Source organism: Lactimicrobium massiliense, assembly GCF_900343155.1.
Classification (GTDB): domain Bacteria; phylum Bacillota_I; class Bacilli_A; order Erysipelotrichales; family Erysipelotrichaceae; genus Bulleidia; species Bulleidia massiliensis.
On sequence record NZ_OUNG01000001.1, the window covers coordinates 245,439 to 260,126 of the forward strand.

Here is a 14,688-nt window from a genome sequence, read left to right on the forward strand (position 1 = left end):
CACGGATCGTCGCGGGAATTGATCCAAAAAAGAAAAAAGATAAGGCATTGAAGAAAACCTTACCTTGATCATAAAACTTGTTGCAAAGCCAAGACGCAAACACAATAACTGCTTTCGGCGCTGCAGGGACGATTACTTAATCTCCTGCAGCATCATCTGCGCACTGATGTGAGAGCGGAATTCATTGAGTCCGATTGTGCCGATCAGCAGCTGCGGTGCATCCGGATACTCATTATTCATATCAAATGAGATGGCATCATAACCTTCCATCTGATTGGCAAGATGGTAGCGGACAACCTTGGGTCTGTGCATGACATTGACAACCTGCGGGTTTCGGATGGCAAACAGTGGATCCTTGAGCTGCTTTGGCCATGGGAACAGCCGTTCCTGGTCCTGAATGGCAGAAATCTCGATATCCTGACTGTTGACAATGATGGCATCCTGGATTTGCTCATGATAGACAAAGTGAGAGGCTGCCATATGATCTTTCAGCTGATGGCAGAAGGCATCATAGTCTTCCTTTGCAATGGAAAGACCGGCTGCCATCGGATGGCCGCCAAAGGCTTTCAGTCCGTCAAACTGAGAAAAGAAATCGTAGATATTGAAGCCTTCCACGCTGCGGGCACTGCCCGTGATCAGATCGTTATGGTCTGCCATGACCAGGGCCGGCTTATGGTATTCATGAGCCAGCCTTCCTGCAACAAGGCCGCTGATTCCTGTTTCAAAGGTGGGATCATAGACCAGCAGGAAATCATCATCCTGCAGGATCGTCTTTGCCTTTGTCAGCATTCTAGCCGAGATGTTCTGTCTGGCCCGGTTGACATCATTGAGCTGTCTGGCATAGTCCGCAATCACTGCCCTGTTTTCACTGAGCAGAAACGGCACTACCGTATTGACATTGGAATCATCATTCATACGGCCGACGGCATTGAGCTTAGGTACAATCTGAAACGCAATGGCGGTTTCATCCACCCTGCCCCTGCCATTGAACAAAGCACAGACAGAGGCTGGAATGCCTTGGGACAGATTGTGAATTCCACGCTTGACGATGCGTCTTGTCTCATGCCATAACGGCATGACATCGCCAATGGCAGCCACACAGGCAATGCTGTTGAGCATTTCATCATTACCGATGAGATTTCTGGAAATTTCCAGGGCAACTCCGGCACCGGAAAGTGTCTTGTACTGTTCTTCCATCAATGTCGGATGGACAAGGATATCCGCCCCAACCTCTTCATCAATCGTATGATGATCGGTGATAATGATCTCCATGCCAAGATCATGGGCTGCCTGGATGGCTTCATGTGCCTTGACACCATTATCAACTGTGATAATCAGGGAATAGCCCTTTTGCTTAGCAAGCTGCACGGTATGGGCAGACAGGCCATAGCCTTCCTTGAGACGGTCTGGGATGTAGTAGCCGTTGGTGATGCCAAGAAGATCCAGTGTCTTTTTCATGATCGTGGTGGCACAGATGCCGTCGGCATCATAATCACCACCGACAAATACCTTTTCATTCTGGTCTTTTGCTTTCAGCAGGCGGTCACATGCGGCTTTGACACATTCTGCCTTTGATGTTGTAAGTGCATCATCTCCAAGCAGATCCTTCATCTGGGCATCATCCAGCTGGCTGTGGGCACAAAGCTTTGCCGCAAGCGGGCCTAAGCCATAGGCACTGGCATAGGCTGAGCCATCTACTTCAACAAGCCGGCAGTTCATTCTCTGCCCGACGCCAGTTTTGCAAAGACGTCTCCCCTTTCTTCAAAATTGCGGAAATGATCATAGGACGAAGCTGCCGGAGAAAGCAGGCAGATATGATGCGGCCGGGTCAGCTTCTTTGCCAGGGCAACTGCCTGTGCCAGATCTTCGGTATCATACAGTCCCTCACGGTTCAGTCCTTTTTCTTTCATTTCCTTATGAACACGTTTACCGGTTGCGTACATGAAAATCACTTTGACATCAGTGCGCTCATGGAGGTAGTCTTCCAGCTCATCATATTCAATGCCGCGGTCATTTCCGCCGATTAATACCGTATCCACATTCTGCAGTGCCTTCAATGCCTGAATAGCCGCAGGTCCGATCGTGCTGATCGAGTCGTTGACATAGCGGATGCCATCAAACTCGCCCAGATCTTCCAGGCGGTGATGCAGCGGCTGAAACTTTGCCATGGCATCCTGCACCATTTCATCTGTAACGCCATACTGTCTTGCCAGATACCATGCCACAGCAAGATTGCGGTAATTGTGTTCTCCGATCAGGGCACATTTTTCAATTGTCAGTGTATGGCCGGGGATGATCAGTGTATGTCCCTTTGCATTGATATCTTTGCCAATCAGTACCGATGTATTGATGCTTTCTTTGATAAAAGCAGTCAGATTCTCATCCATGACGATGATATCGCCTGGTTTCTGATGGCGGAAAATATTGGCTTTGGCAGCACCATAGGCTTCAAAAGTGCCATAGTGATCCAGATGCTCTTCATACAGGTTGAGGAAAGCAGCCATATGCGGTGACTGGTGGCAGTATTCCAGCTGATGACAGCTGAGCTCATAGGCAGCCAGTTCTCCCTGTTCCATGTGGTCAATGGCAGAAAAAGCCGGAATGCCGATATTGCCGACCAGGTTGACTGCCCTCTTCTCTTTGAGTAAGGCATACAGCAGTGATGTTGTTGTACTTTTGCCTTTGGTGCCGGTAATGCCGATCACCTGACTGCGGTAATGCTTTAAAAACAGTTCTGTCTGGCCGGTGAAGTTGTCAGAAGGAATCGATTTGGGGGCAACGATTCCGGGTGACTTCATGACAAGATCAAACTTTGTAAAGTCTGTCTCATCATCATAGACGGCTTTGACATGCGGGTTTTCTGCCATGATCTTTTTCAGGTCTGCTTTTCTGCTTTCGGCAATGACAATATCCTGATCCGGCAGTAAACGACGGATGAAAGCAAGCGTAGAGCGGCCTTCCATGCCAAAACCCCAGATCACGATCTTCTTATTTTCAAATTCAGTCTTCCAGTTTTCCAGACTCATCTGACATCTCCTTCAGTTTTGTTTTCACAATTGCGGCAAAATGCTCTGGCAGTAAATTCTGCTCGTTATAGCTGTGCCAGTCAACACTTCTGCTCTGATAGAAATGATAGTACGGTGTCTTTGTATAGAAGTCATATAATGCCGGCAGCTGTTTTCCGTTTCTGCTGTATCTGCGGATGCCCATGGCAACGGCAATGTTTACCTCATCACGGGTACCAACACACTCAAACGGCTTATTATCCTGCATGCCGGTCAACTCCTCAAACAGTTCCTTCATTTCCGGATCTGCCAGCATATTTCTGCCAAAGATGGAAACAACTTCTTCCTCATCCAGGAAGGCAGTCATCATGATGCATACAAACAGACACTTGGCACAGTGCCCGCACCACTTTTCTTCTTTCTGGCCGACATTACAGGAACGAAAAACGGAATGATATGGCTTCAATGTTGCAAAGATGCCGGCAATCTGCAGTTCTGACAGCGGCCGCAGCATGGAGAAGTAATGGATATCTGCCGGCAGATACTTCTTTACATAGGCATTAAAATCCTGCTCGAATTCAAATGTCTTGGAATACTGGTGGTTGACTTTGGAACCTTTAACGGTGCTCTCATTGGCACTGCTCTCATTGGAAAGCACAATGTATTTCTTGTGCCAGACAGCCGCAGTCAGGTACCCGGCGAAAGCCGCCATGGCAGAGAACGGTGTATGGCCGTTGAGATAGCCCTGCTTGTTTAAAGCAAGCATCGCTGGATCCAGGGTTCTTGTCGGATTGATCAATCTTTCACCGGTATAGCCTGCTGCCTGGGCAGAGTGAATGGCACTCATGACTTTATTGATGACAAAGGCATGGTTGTGCGCTTTCTCTTCTTTTAACAGATCCATCGTTACAAAGGAATCCTTGCCGCCGCCAACGGCAATCAGATTGCCATGGTTCTCTGCTGTTGAAGTGATAACTGCCAGTTTCTGCTCACCAGACTGCAGATCCATAAATGTATCTTCATCGGTATGAATGCCGTTTTTATAGAAAAACTCACCAAGGCCATTGAAGTACAATTTCTTCCACCATCTGACCTGATCTTCCTCAAGGGCACAGCACACATGCACATGCGGCGGGCAGGAGATTTTCCAATAGCTGATCAATTCCACCATGCCGAGTGAAAACGCACAGCCGCGGATGAGGGGATCATGAGCAATCGATTCCGCATCCGGTTTTGCAAGTGTAAAGGTTGGATGGAAATGGGATAGATTGTTGATCTCAAAATCGTATGTCACCCTCAGTTGCTTTTCATCTTCTTCGATGGAAAAGCTGTGATAGTAAAAGTCTGTATATTTCTGTCTCAGTTCTTCGTATTGCATGAAGTATGTCCTTTCCGTTTTGTGAGAAAAAGCGGCTCTGCTGAGCCGCTTTTATTTTATGCGTTTATGCCTTTGAATGTATACTCATCCAGCTCTTCTTTGTATTCCTTCTTCTTTTTTGCCTTCTTATGACGGCCTCCGAACTTAATATAGAAGTGCTTCCAGACCGCAGGTGCAATGAAGATCGAAGAGAATGTACCGGCAATCAGACCAACCAGCATGGCAAACATGAAGGTGAAGATGGACTTTGCACCAAAGCCGATGATCACGACAACCGGAATGATGGTTGTAATGGAACCATATAGAGACATCTTGATTGTTTCGCTTTCAGACTCATTGACAATCTTTGTCAGCGTATCCTGATCCGGCTTTGTCTTGAGATCACGCACATGTTCACGGATCCGGTCGAAGACGATGATGGAGTTATTGATGGAATAACCGATGATGGTCAGCAGCACAGAAATGACTTCTGTATTGACTTCCATTCGGAAGACAGCAAATACTGCCAGCACCATGCATACATCGTGCATCAGGGCAATGATACAGCCAAGCGCGTATTCCCATTCATAGCGGATGGTGATGTATGCCATCATGGCAATCCAGGCGACCACAGTCAGAATGACAGCATTGCGCACAAGTTCTCTGCCGACGACCGGCGTGACGACGTTGTCGCCCGGTTCCTGGCCGAATTCATCTGCCAGATTCTCTTTCAGGGTGATCAGTTCATCGGAAGCAATGGACTGCTTGGTTGTGGCATAGACGGTTGTATCACCTGCTGCCTGATAGCTGAAGTCTGTATAGCCAAGCTTTTCCATAGCACTGGAAACTTCATCGACAGTGATCGGATTGTCACTCGTAACGGTCAGCTTTGTTCCGGAAGAGAAGTCAATACCGAGGTTCATGAAGCCATCACCTTTTGCCGTATGGCCAATGCCGAAGCACAGACCGATCAGCAGCAGCACAATCGCTGTGCGGATGACATACTTGCCTTTGCCGACATAATCGAATTTCTTAACACCTGTATAGAACTGTTTTTCCCCCTTGGATACATCGGGAATCTGGTTCTTTTTGACATGGAACCATTCCGGATGGCCATCTGCGATACCGCTCTTTGATACGGAATCCAGCAGCCACTTGGAGAAGCCGACGTTGATCGCCAGGGTCATGATGACGGTAATGATCAGCATTGTTGCAAATCCCTTAACGGCACCATTGCCCCAGATATACATGATCAATGCAGAGATCAGCGTTGTGAACTGAGAGTCAAAGATAGCACTGAAGGAAAGCTGCTGGCCTCTGGCAATCGAGTTGCGGATACTGTGGCCTTTATACAGTTCCTGACGAATGCGTTCATAGTTGATGATATTGACATCGACGGTCATACCAACACCAAGCACCAGTGCACCGATGCCGGAAAGTGTGAAGGTTGCCCCCATCAGCGCATAGATACCGAATACTGCCCAGATATAGAGCACCAGCATGATGCTGGAAAGAATACCAGGCAGACGGTAAGCGATGATCATGAACAGCATGACCAGGGCAATGCCGACAGCTCCGGCAATAGCTGTGACATGCAGCGCATCTTCACCATACTGGGCGGAGACAACATTGGAGGAAATCTCCGTCAGCTTGACTGGCAGAGAACCGGAGTTGATCAGATTGGCCAGTGTCTTAGCCTGTGTTTCAGTGAAATTGCCAGAAATGATGCAGTCACCGCTGATGGATGAAGAAACAGTGGCAGCACTGATATACTTCGGCTCTTCCCCTTTGGCTTCCTTGGCAGCTTCGGTCTTGTAGGAATCACCATCTTCATAATCCAGCCAAATGACCAGAATATTTTCACCGCTGCTCTTGGCTGCAATCGTGCTTGTAATCTCAGCAAACTTACTTGTGTCCGCAATCTTGAGGGATACAACCGGCTTGCCATCCTGATAGCCAAGCGATGCACCGCCCTGGGTCAGAATGCTGGCATCTGCCAGTTCATTGTCATCCACATCGCGGAATGTCAGGTTGGCAGTTGTACCCAGCATCTCACGGGCACTTTCCTGATCCGTTACGCCTGCCAGCTGTACACGGATGCGGTCATTGCCTTCAACCGTAATGGAAGGTTCTGATACGCCAAGTACATTGACACGCTTGGAGATGCTGTTGACAACCGCATTCATATCAACCGTATCGCCATCATTCAGAGGGTCGACCTGATACAGGATTTCAAAACCTCCTTTCAGATCAAGGCCAAGATTCAGATGGCTCTTGATCAGACTGAAGGTAGAGGCAACCAGCACCCCCAGAAGAACAATCACCACGACGATGGCCGCCAGTGGCCCTTTTCTTACCTTTTTAGTCTTTTCCATTGGTTTATTTCAATCCTCCTATCAAATCTGCAAAGTCAGCAAGATTTCCACTTGCCCCCTGCGTTACAGCCTGCTTTGACATAAAGCGAACCAGATCATTGGCTGTTACATGAAGTACATCGTCAGCCGCTTCATGCAGTGTATGCGGACAGTCTCTCTTCCAGAGAAAATCATTGAGGTAGTCCTCAAGGTCTGTATAAGTAAGGCTGGAAAGACTGGTCCGCTGCAGCTGCTGAATATGCACAACCATCAGCATCTGCACCGATGTATTATGCACATCAAAAGTCTCCTGATGCATGAACTTTCCTCCCGACGATTAAAGTATTATACCAAAACATGGCATACAGATGAAACCAGAATCGTATACAGGTACAAAAAAAGAAAAAACAGGTCTGTCAGCCAGGCCTGTTCAGCAATCATATTTCTCAATTATCTTTCTTTCTCGGCAACCAGCATCAGCCATGGATCTGCTTCATGACGGTATGCCTTGACTCTGGAAAAGCCGGCATCATACAACAGGGGACGCAGGCTGCTCTCATCAAATCCAGGTCCTTTGTCATCTGCATTGATGATGGCAAAACAGCCGCCCGTAACAAGTTCTGCATAGATATCCAGGACACTGTCATTCAGGTTTTTCCAGGAAGAGATGGAATCAAAGGCAACGATCAGATCAAATGTATCATCCGGGAATGGCAGATGACATGCCTCGCCTTCCATGACAATACACCTGCCCTGCTTGATGGCATCCGCATTGCTGCGGGCAGCCATGGTAACAGTCTGCGATGTGTGATCAATGGCAATGGCATGGCTTGTGGGCCATTCTTTCATCATCGCCTGCAGCGAAGCACCGGCACCCAGTCCGATTTCCAGCAGATTTTTCGGATCTCTTCTGGAAAGCAGTGACAGGCTCCATTTCCGCAATTGTTTCTGTGAGGCATCCTGCAGATACAAAGATACTGTGCCTGGCCTGCCATCACGTTTCTCCGTCAGCTTTTTTACTTTTTCAAACAACATGGAACTTCTCCTTCCAATGCACGAGAAAAGTGTAGCGATTCAAACTGTGCAATGCAAGAACATCCCATGGATTCTGTTATATCAATGCAGGGCAATGAACAATCCAAGTGCTGCAAAGCAGGCTTCAATGAGCCAGAACATATGGACAACTGAATTTTCAGGCATGCCCTTGATCCGGAAAGCAAAGTGGATCGGTGTATAGACGAAGACTTTCTTGTGGCGTGTTTTGACTGATGTGATCTGAATGATGACACTGAGTGTATCCATGACAAAGATGCCGGCGATGACAATAAACGCCACTTCGATCTTCATGGTCATCGCCATGGCTGCCATGATGCCGCCCAAAGCCAGGGAGCCGGTATCTCCCATAAAGACTCTTGCAGGTTTTTTGTTGTAATACAGATACCCGCACAGGGCGCCAAGCAGTGAGCAGATCAAAACTGACAGGCCGATTCTGTGTTGAACAAGGGCAACCACCAGGAATGCGCATAATGCAATGATGGAGCAGCCTGCAGCGAGGCCATCCATGCCGTCGGTCAGGTTGACTGCATTTGAGCTGCCGGTAAACATCAGCAGAATCAGAATGAAATATCCCCAGCCCAGATACCATACATGATGTGTGAACGGCCAGATGATTTCCAGTCTTGCATGGGAGCGGTACAGCAGATAGAACGCAATGGCCAGCACCAGCTGCATCAGCAGCTTCTGCCACGGCTTCAAACCGTCGTTGTTCTTTTTCACAGCAATCAGAAAATCATCGATGAAACCGATCAGTCCATAGCCGGCAAAGGCAAGAATGGCAATCCATGTGTCCATGTCTTTCAATGCCTGTCCTGAAGAAAGCAATGTCATGACAATCGGTACAGCAATGAACAGAATGCCTCCCATGATTGGTGTGCCAGCCTTGGCCTGATCTTCCTTTGTGCTGTATTGGGATATACTCTGCCTGATACTTTGTTTCTTCATAAAATCGATAAACCATGGCATCAGGATCAGCACGGCAATCAGGCTGATCAAATAGCACAATATCAGTTTCATCATGATGAAATCTCCTTTTTCACAATGCTTTTGTTCTTTTTATTATATGGGCCGCCCTATCCGAAGACAACCTGGATTTCGGTCCCCTTACTGACGGTTGTACCAGCCGGCACCGACTGTGAGGTGACAACCCCATCACCACTCAGCTGGAAGCCAAAGCCGGTTACTGCCCACAAGGCAGCCACATCCTTTCTTGTCCATCCGGTCAGATCCGGCATGGTAAAGCTCTGCGTATCGGTCAGCAGGAATACCCGCTGGCCGGTATCAACACTGCTGGCGGCACTTGGATATTGGTCAATGACCGTATCGCCGCTGCCAAGCACAATGGTATCCACGCCAAGAGATGACAGTGCATTGTTTGCATAATCCAGAGAATGATTGATCAGCGATGGCATACTGCTGGTAACAATCTGATCACTGCTGGCCACAGCAGCAGATGTACTCTCCTGGGTGGTATCACTGCTGTCACTGTTATCTGACAGTCCATATACCTGGGCAACCTTGCGCTCCAGATTTGTCACAGCTTCGGTCTTGGTACCAATCGTCTGGAAATCCATCGCAAAGGCATAGTAGATGATGTACTTGGGATTGTCAGCCGGCAGGCCAAGCATGATGGAAGAAATCACATAGTCGGTATCGTAGGAATTGTTCTTTGCAACTTCGGTTGTACCGGTTTTGCCAATGACCTTGCATTCCGGGATCTGATAGTAATAACCCGTACCGCCTTCTTCGTTGACGACCTTATAGAGGATACTTCTGACTTTGGCAGCCGTATCGGCAGTAATCGGTGTGCCGGTCACGGTTGTTTCTCCTTGATACAGAACCTTGCTTGCATCATAGGGATCACGGATCGAGTCAATGAAGTATGGTTTCTTCATGGTGCCATCGGTCATGATCGCACTGTAAGCCTGTAACAGCTGCAGCATGGTCACGGTAGAACCCTGTCCGAATGACAGGTTGATCTTGTCCGCCGGCCACGTGAAGTTCAGAGTTCCGGAGACTTCCGGAATACCATCTGTATTCACGTTATCAAAGAAGCCGAAGTTCTTGAGGTACTGCAGATGTATTTCCGGTGTAATGTACTCATTCTGAAGGGTTGCCGCAACTGTGTTCAATGAATATTTCAGGCCGTCATCCAGTGTTGGATTGGAGTAGCTTTCATCATGATAGTTCATGACGCAGCTGTATCCTGCGGCTTTGGCACTGGCTTCATCATAGGTGCGCACCGGATCGTTGTTCTCATTGGAGACATAGCAGTACTTATAGCCCTCGGCAGTATTGTCACTGTTGTAGGTACCTTCATTGACGGCGGCTGCCCATGTGAATGTCTTTAAAGTAGAACCTGGTTCATAGGCAACCTGGGAACCGTAGTTCTGATATTCGGTGATATCCAGTGTATTGGGATCAAATTCCGGATACTGTCCCCACGCCACGATACGGCCGGTATCTGCTTCCATGACCGCACCCCAGATCTGGTCCGGATTGAATTCACTCTTGGTGATCTGGAAGGATTGTTCCAAGGTCTGCTGGATATCTGCATCAAGTGTCAGCGTGACATTATCACCATTGGTTGCGGAAACAATGCTTTCTTTCATACCCGGCAGAACATAGCCATACTGGTCAGTCTGATAGGTGCGGGATCCATCATGGCCGGCGAGGTAAGAATTGAGAATCTGCTCAAAGCCCATCTTGCCGCTGTAGGTGCCGTCATCATCCTGCGTGACATAGCCGATGATATATGGTGCAAACGCCCCCATCGGATAAACACGCTGGATGGAGTCGGTAAATTCAATGCCGGGAAGATTCAATGCTTCAATAGCATCCTTTGTATCCTTGGACAGGTTTCTGCCATCATTGCCAAGTTCTGTCTGATAGACACCATCCTGGCTCAGATACCCCATTACCTTGTCATAATCTATGCCAAGAATTTCAGAGAGCTGCTTTGCCGTGCCTTCTTTGTCTTTGACATAGGCGGGATGATCCTCGTCTGTGGATGGACGGGATGAGTCAAGAATACAGACGATGTTGTAGGTATGGTTGTCTTCTGCCAGCGTAACACCGTCCTTGTCATAGATATCGCCGCGGGTGGCCATGACGGTCTCTGTGACGACGTTGCTTGTATCAGAGTATACAGAAAGGTCGGTGCCGGAACGAAAATGGACTTTGCGCACAGATACCAAAAAAACATCGGAAACAAGCACTGCAAATGCTACCGATGTCACTGCGGCAATATGCCCGATCGTATTGGGGATTCTTCTGTTATGTCTGTTTCTTTTCCTTCTTGCCATGTACAACTAATCTCCAGACGCTGCCTGATCCGTGCTGGCAGAAATGGTAATGACACTGTTGGAATCGCTGGTCATGCCATCGCTGGACGCGATCTGATCGACCCGCTCTTTCTTTTCCAGTGTCTGGATATCTACTGCCACGGCATCATTCTGTGTCTGCAGAACAGCAGTTTCAGAATTCCGCTGCTGGATTCGCGTGCTCAGTTCGTTGTTATATGAACGCAGAAACAGAGAGGAACACAGATATGCAAGACCGGCCGCCACCAATAGTACCATTGAAAAGTTGAACAGGTTCAGCTTTCTTCTGCGTCTTGCAGTTTTTCTTGTCTTTCTGATCTTCTGCATCTCTCAAACACCTCGTATTCTTTCAATCACCCGCAGCTTTGCACTGTGGCTGCGATGATTTTCTGCTAGTTCCTGTTCATCTGCCATCACTGGTTTTTTGTTTACCAGAAGGAAGGAGGCCTGCTCCATTTGATCAGCCTTCAGTGGAATTTTCGGCGCCACAAATGGAGCAGAGGACAAATCTTTAAAGGTCGTTTTCACCAGCCGGTCTTCCAGGGAGTGGAAGGTAATGACAGCGCAGCGGCCATGCAGGTCCAGCAGACCGCATGCTTCGCGCAGGCCCCTTTCCAGGGAATCCAGTTCGTCATTGACTTCAATCCGCAGCGCCTGGAATGTCTGCTTGGCGGGATGGCCCTTCTTGTGCAGTTCTTTTTCAGGAAGTGCACTGCGGATGACATCCACCAGCTGGAAGGTTGTATCAATCGGGCCTTCCTGCCGGCGATGCTCAATCGCACGGGCAATCTGTACGGCATACCGTTCCTCACCATATTCACGCAGAATACGGACAAGATCCTGGTATGGATATGTGTTGACAACCTGCCATGCATCTTTGGACTGTTCCTGGTCCATCCGCATATCCAGCCTTGCATCATAGCGGTAGCTGAATCCACGCTTGGGATCATCGAACTGCGGTGAGCTGACACCAAGATCCATCATGACCCCGTCCACATGTTCAACGCCATATCTGGAAAGTTCTTCCTGCATATAGCGGAAATCATTGTGGATGAATGTCACTTTATCCAGAGAATCTTTCAGGTTTTCTCTGGATTCAGCAATGGCCTGCTCATCCTTGTCAAATGCATACAGGTGTCCGGTTGTCAGTTTTGAGATCAGAAGACCGGCATGGCCGCCCCTTCCCAATGTGCCGTCAACATAGATGCCATCTGGTTTCACATTGAGAAGATCAACGGTCTCATGAAGAAGTACGGATACGTGTTTCATGCGTCTTTCTCCAGGAACTGGGTCAGTTCTTCGGCATCTTCCTCGAAGGAAGCGGATGCCTCAGCATTCTGCTTGTCCCAGTTTTCTTCAGACCAGATCTCAAAGTAGTCTGAAACGCCAACGATGACGCAGGCCTTTTCAATGCCTGCACCGTCGATCAGATACTGCGGCAGCTGCAGTCTTCCCTGACTGTCAAGACTGCCTTCAATCGCCTGGGAGGTAATACTCCGGATGTAGCGGCGGGCTTTCAGGTTTGTCCGGGGAAGCTTTGAAAGCTGGGCGATCTGATCGTCCCAGCTTTCCTGCGTATAAACCGCCAGACAGCCATCTAATCCCTTCGTAACATAAAAAGTGTCGCTTAGTGAATCCCTGAACTTTGCGGGAATAATCAATCTGTTTTTGGCATCGAGACAGTGCCTGTATTCACCGAGGAACGATGCCTTTCTCCCCACTTTCATCCACTTCGCTCCACTTTCTGACACCAGTATACCACTTTTACCTTTCGCAACAAGACAGACAGGAAAATTTCACACGGTTTTATCTGAAAATTGTCAACGCATCTGCTCAGGAAAGAAAAAAATCGTGCCCTGTACAGAGCACAAAAAAGGAAGATTGCTCTTCCTGTTTTCAGAATGATTTACTCAGCAGCAGAAGCTGTCTCTTCATCCTTGCCAACCTTGCCGCAGGACGGGCAGGCATGATGAGGACGCTTCATGGCACCGCATACCGGGCACTTTACCAGTGTCGGTCTGTTCAGTACATAGTGAGTTCTTCTCTTATTTTTTCTTGTCTTGGAATTTCTTCTCTGCTGTACAGCCATCGTCCGTTACCTCCTGTTTATTCACTCTTGAATTCTTTCAGTTTGGCCAGACGCGGATCGATCCGATTCTTCCGGCTTTCCTGATACTCGGCTTCCGAGATTACCCGCCAGCCATCACCAGATGGGTAGGCATCCTCTTCCACTTCCGTCACAGAAATCGGCACTTCCAGCATGATTGCATCAATCACTGCCGGAAGAAGATCTATGACTTCATCCGTAACGACACGGACATCTTCTTCATCAGTCTCCTCGAAGGAGTAGACTTCATGACTGTCTGTCTCCAGGGGAACCGCAATCTGTGCACCGGTAATGGCATCCGGCAGAAGCATTTCGCCAGTCAGATGAATATCGCATTCAAACAATCCTGTTTCATCATCCAGCCAGCCAGTCCCGCCAATGTGAACATTGCGGACGGCATTGATCAGCTTGTTCTCAGCAAATGCAGAATCATCTATTTCTACATCTTCATCAAACGAAACAGGACTATCATTCCGTTCCAGTTCTTCCCTTGTCCACTTCACGGCAGTTCTCCTCTATCGTTAACGCTCATCCATTATAGCAAAGCGTTTTTCAATGTCAACGGAATTTACTTGACACCAGAAATGCCCTTGGAATGCATGGAATCCAGTGCCGCAAGAATATCTGCATAGACTTTTCCGGCATCTGTTTCGCGCAGAATTTCATGGCGCATATGCGGATAGAGCTTTGTGCTGATCTGCGTGTAACCCGCCTGCTTCAATGTGCTTACCGTAGATGCAAATCCCTGTTTGCCGCCAATGCACGGGTCATCCTCACCTGCAAACAGGAAAATCGGCAGATCCTGATTCCTGACATGATAGTTTTTCGCATCGCCCATCCGCTGCATGCCATCCATCAGGTCCATATAGCCCTGGATAGTAAACGGTTTGCCGCAGTCAGGATCATTGACATATGCCTGTACATTGTCCTGGTTCCAACTGAGCCAGTCCACTGGTGTCTTTGAATTTTCAATGCCTTTGTTAAAGCCGCCGGTCATCAGTTTATCCAAGGTCTTCGAATGGCCCTTCTTTCCTTTGTTCAGCCGGATGATCGCACCAATGGCCTTTGCCACACCGACTGCACTGTTATAGTTAGGCACACCGGTCAGCACCATCCCATCAATCATGTCATCATGATCCATCAGAAAGCATCTGCCGATCATTGTTCCCATGGAATGGCCAAAGTAATACATCGGTACATCCGGATATTCCTGTTTCAGCCTGCGGATGCCTTCCACACTGCTGTTGATCAGCGTGTCCCAGCCATGATTATCACCAAAGTAGCCATATGCTCCATTCTGACGTGCCTTTGGGCCATGGCCCGGCAGGTCATAGGTCAGTACGGCATAGCCGCCCTGCTGCAGATAACGGGCAAAGCCATCGTAGCGGCCGTGATGTTCCTGCATGCCATGCACTACCAGCACGGTTCCTTTCACCGGTCCCTGCGGCCGGTACATTGTTGAATCCAATTCTTGTGCCATTATTTT

General features: G+C 48.5%; 14 protein-coding genes. All 14 read right to left on the bottom strand.

The window, feature by feature from the left end; genetic code table 11:
• Nucleotides 1-132: 132 nt before the first annotated feature.
• Nucleotides 133-1,719 (bottom strand): single-stranded-DNA-specific exonuclease RecJ, encoded by a 1,587-nt coding sequence (locus DHU66_RS01215; RefSeq protein WP_108774081.1) that lies wholly within the window; start codon nt 1,717-1,719, stop codon nt 133-135.
• Nucleotides 1,716-3,026 (bottom strand): UDP-N-acetylmuramoyl-L-alanine--D-glutamate ligase, encoded by a 1,311-nt coding sequence (gene murD, locus DHU66_RS01220; protein ID WP_108774082.1) that lies wholly within the window; start codon nt 3,024-3,026, stop codon nt 1,716-1,718. The genes DHU66_RS01215 and murD overlap by 4 nt, the downstream gene beginning before the upstream one ends.
• The gene (locus DHU66_RS01225) at nt 3,001-4,383 is read right to left on the bottom strand and encodes a MurL-like N-terminal domain-containing (protein WP_108774083.1); all 1,383 of its coding nucleotides are present in this window, start codon (nt 4,381-4,383) and stop codon (nt 3,001-3,003) included. The genes murD and DHU66_RS01225 overlap by 26 nt, the downstream gene beginning before the upstream one ends.
• Nucleotides 4,384-4,439: 56 nt before the next feature.
• A complete protein-coding gene (gene secD / locus DHU66_RS01230; protein WP_108774084.1) occupies nt 4,440-6,737 on the bottom strand; it encodes a protein translocase subunit SecD in 2,298 nt (765 codons plus the stop codon).
• A gap of 4 nt (nt 6,738-6,741) precedes the next feature.
• The gene (locus DHU66_RS01235; protein ID WP_108774085.1) at nt 6,742-7,035 is read right to left on the bottom strand and encodes a post-transcriptional regulator; all 294 of its coding nucleotides are present in this window, start codon (nt 7,033-7,035) and stop codon (nt 6,742-6,744) included.
• A gap of 131 nt (nt 7,036-7,166) precedes the next feature.
• Complete coding sequence (locus DHU66_RS01240; protein ID WP_108774086.1) at nt 7,167-7,751, bottom strand: class I SAM-dependent methyltransferase; 585 nt, start codon at nt 7,749-7,751, stop codon at nt 7,167-7,169.
• Nucleotides 7,752-7,832: 81 nt separating this feature from the next.
• Nucleotides 7,833-8,792 (bottom strand): phospho-N-acetylmuramoyl-pentapeptide-transferase, encoded by a 960-nt coding sequence (gene mraY / locus DHU66_RS01245; protein ID WP_245309312.1) that lies wholly within the window; start codon nt 8,790-8,792, stop codon nt 7,833-7,835.
• 53 nt (nt 8,793-8,845) lie between these two features.
• Nucleotides 8,846-11,077, bottom strand: a complete 2,232-nt coding sequence (locus tag DHU66_RS01250; protein WP_108774088.1) for a penicillin-binding protein — start codon at nt 11,075-11,077, stop codon at nt 8,846-8,848.
• 6 nt (nt 11,078-11,083) lie between these two features.
• Nucleotides 11,084-11,422, bottom strand: coding sequence for a hypothetical protein (locus DHU66_RS01255; protein WP_108774089.1), 339 nt, complete (start codon nt 11,420-11,422; stop codon nt 11,084-11,086).
• Between the two features lie 3 nt (nt 11,423-11,425).
• Nucleotides 11,426-12,364 carry a 16S rRNA (cytosine(1402)-N(4))-methyltransferase RsmH gene (gene rsmH, locus DHU66_RS01260; RefSeq protein WP_108774090.1) on the bottom strand — a complete coding sequence of 313 codons (939 nt, stop codon included), beginning with the start codon at nt 12,362-12,364 and terminating at the stop codon, nt 11,426-11,428.
• Nucleotides 12,361-12,822 (bottom strand): division/cell wall cluster transcriptional repressor MraZ, encoded by a 462-nt coding sequence (gene mraZ, locus DHU66_RS01265; protein ID WP_108774091.1) that lies wholly within the window; start codon nt 12,820-12,822, stop codon nt 12,361-12,363. Before mraZ ends, rsmH begins: the two co-directional genes overlap by 4 nt.
• 179 nt (nt 12,823-13,001) lie before the next feature.
• The gene (gene rpmF, locus DHU66_RS01270; RefSeq protein WP_108774092.1) at nt 13,002-13,184 is read right to left on the bottom strand and encodes a 50S ribosomal protein L32; all 183 of its coding nucleotides are present in this window, start codon (nt 13,182-13,184) and stop codon (nt 13,002-13,004) included.
• Between the two features lie 17 nt (nt 13,185-13,201).
• Nucleotides 13,202-13,705 carry a YceD family protein gene (locus tag DHU66_RS01275; RefSeq protein WP_108774093.1) on the bottom strand — a complete coding sequence of 168 codons (504 nt, stop codon included), beginning with the start codon at nt 13,703-13,705 and terminating at the stop codon, nt 13,202-13,204.
• 65 nt (nt 13,706-13,770) lie between these two features.
• Nucleotides 13,771-14,682, bottom strand: coding sequence for an alpha/beta fold hydrolase (locus tag DHU66_RS01280; RefSeq protein WP_108774094.1), 912 nt, complete (start codon nt 14,680-14,682; stop codon nt 13,771-13,773).
• Nucleotides 14,683-14,688 lie beyond the last annotated feature (6 nt).

What these genes read in the sequence shown, in the direction of transcription:
- DHU66_RS01215 (WP_108774081.1), bottom strand. Translation starts at nt 1,719, where the DNA reads ATGAACTGCCGGCTTGTTGAAGTAGATGGCTCAGCCTATGCCAGTGCC.
- murD (WP_108774082.1), bottom strand. Translation starts at nt 3,026, where the DNA reads ATGAGTCTGGAAAACTGGAAGACTGAATTTGAAAATAAGAAGATCGTG.
- DHU66_RS01225 (WP_108774083.1), bottom strand. Translation starts at nt 4,383, where the DNA reads ATGCAATACGAAGAACTGAGACAGAAATATACAGACTTTTACTATCAC.
- secD (WP_108774084.1), bottom strand. Translation starts at nt 6,737, where the DNA reads ATGGAAAAGACTAAAAAGGTAAGAAAAGGGCCACTGGCGGCCATCGTC.
- DHU66_RS01235 (WP_108774085.1), bottom strand. Translation starts at nt 7,035, where the DNA reads ATGCATCAGGAGACTTTTGATGTGCATAATACATCGGTGCAGATGCTG.
- DHU66_RS01240 (WP_108774086.1), bottom strand. Translation starts at nt 7,751, where the DNA reads ATGTTGTTTGAAAAAGTAAAAAAGCTGACGGAGAAACGTGATGGCAGG.
- mraY (WP_245309312.1), bottom strand. Translation starts at nt 8,792, where the DNA reads ATGATGAAACTGATATTGTGCTATTTGATCAGCCTGATTGCCGTGCTG.
- DHU66_RS01250 (WP_108774088.1), bottom strand. Translation starts at nt 11,077, where the DNA reads ATGGCAAGAAGGAAAAGAAACAGACATAACAGAAGAATCCCCAATACG.
- DHU66_RS01255 (WP_108774089.1), bottom strand. Translation starts at nt 11,422, where the DNA reads ATGCAGAAGATCAGAAAGACAAGAAAAACTGCAAGACGCAGAAGAAAG.
- rsmH (WP_108774090.1), bottom strand. Translation starts at nt 12,364, where the DNA reads ATGAAACACGTATCCGTACTTCTTCATGAGACCGTTGATCTTCTCAAT.
- mraZ (WP_108774091.1), bottom strand. Translation starts at nt 12,822, where the DNA reads ATGAAAGTGGGGAGAAAGGCATCGTTCCTCGGTGAATACAGGCACTGT.
- rpmF (WP_108774092.1), bottom strand. Translation starts at nt 13,184, where the DNA reads ATGGCTGTACAGCAGAGAAGAAATTCCAAGACAAGAAAAAATAAGAGA.
- DHU66_RS01280 (WP_108774094.1), bottom strand. Translation starts at nt 14,682, where the DNA reads ATGGCACAAGAATTGGATTCAACAATGTACCGGCCGCAGGGACCGGTG.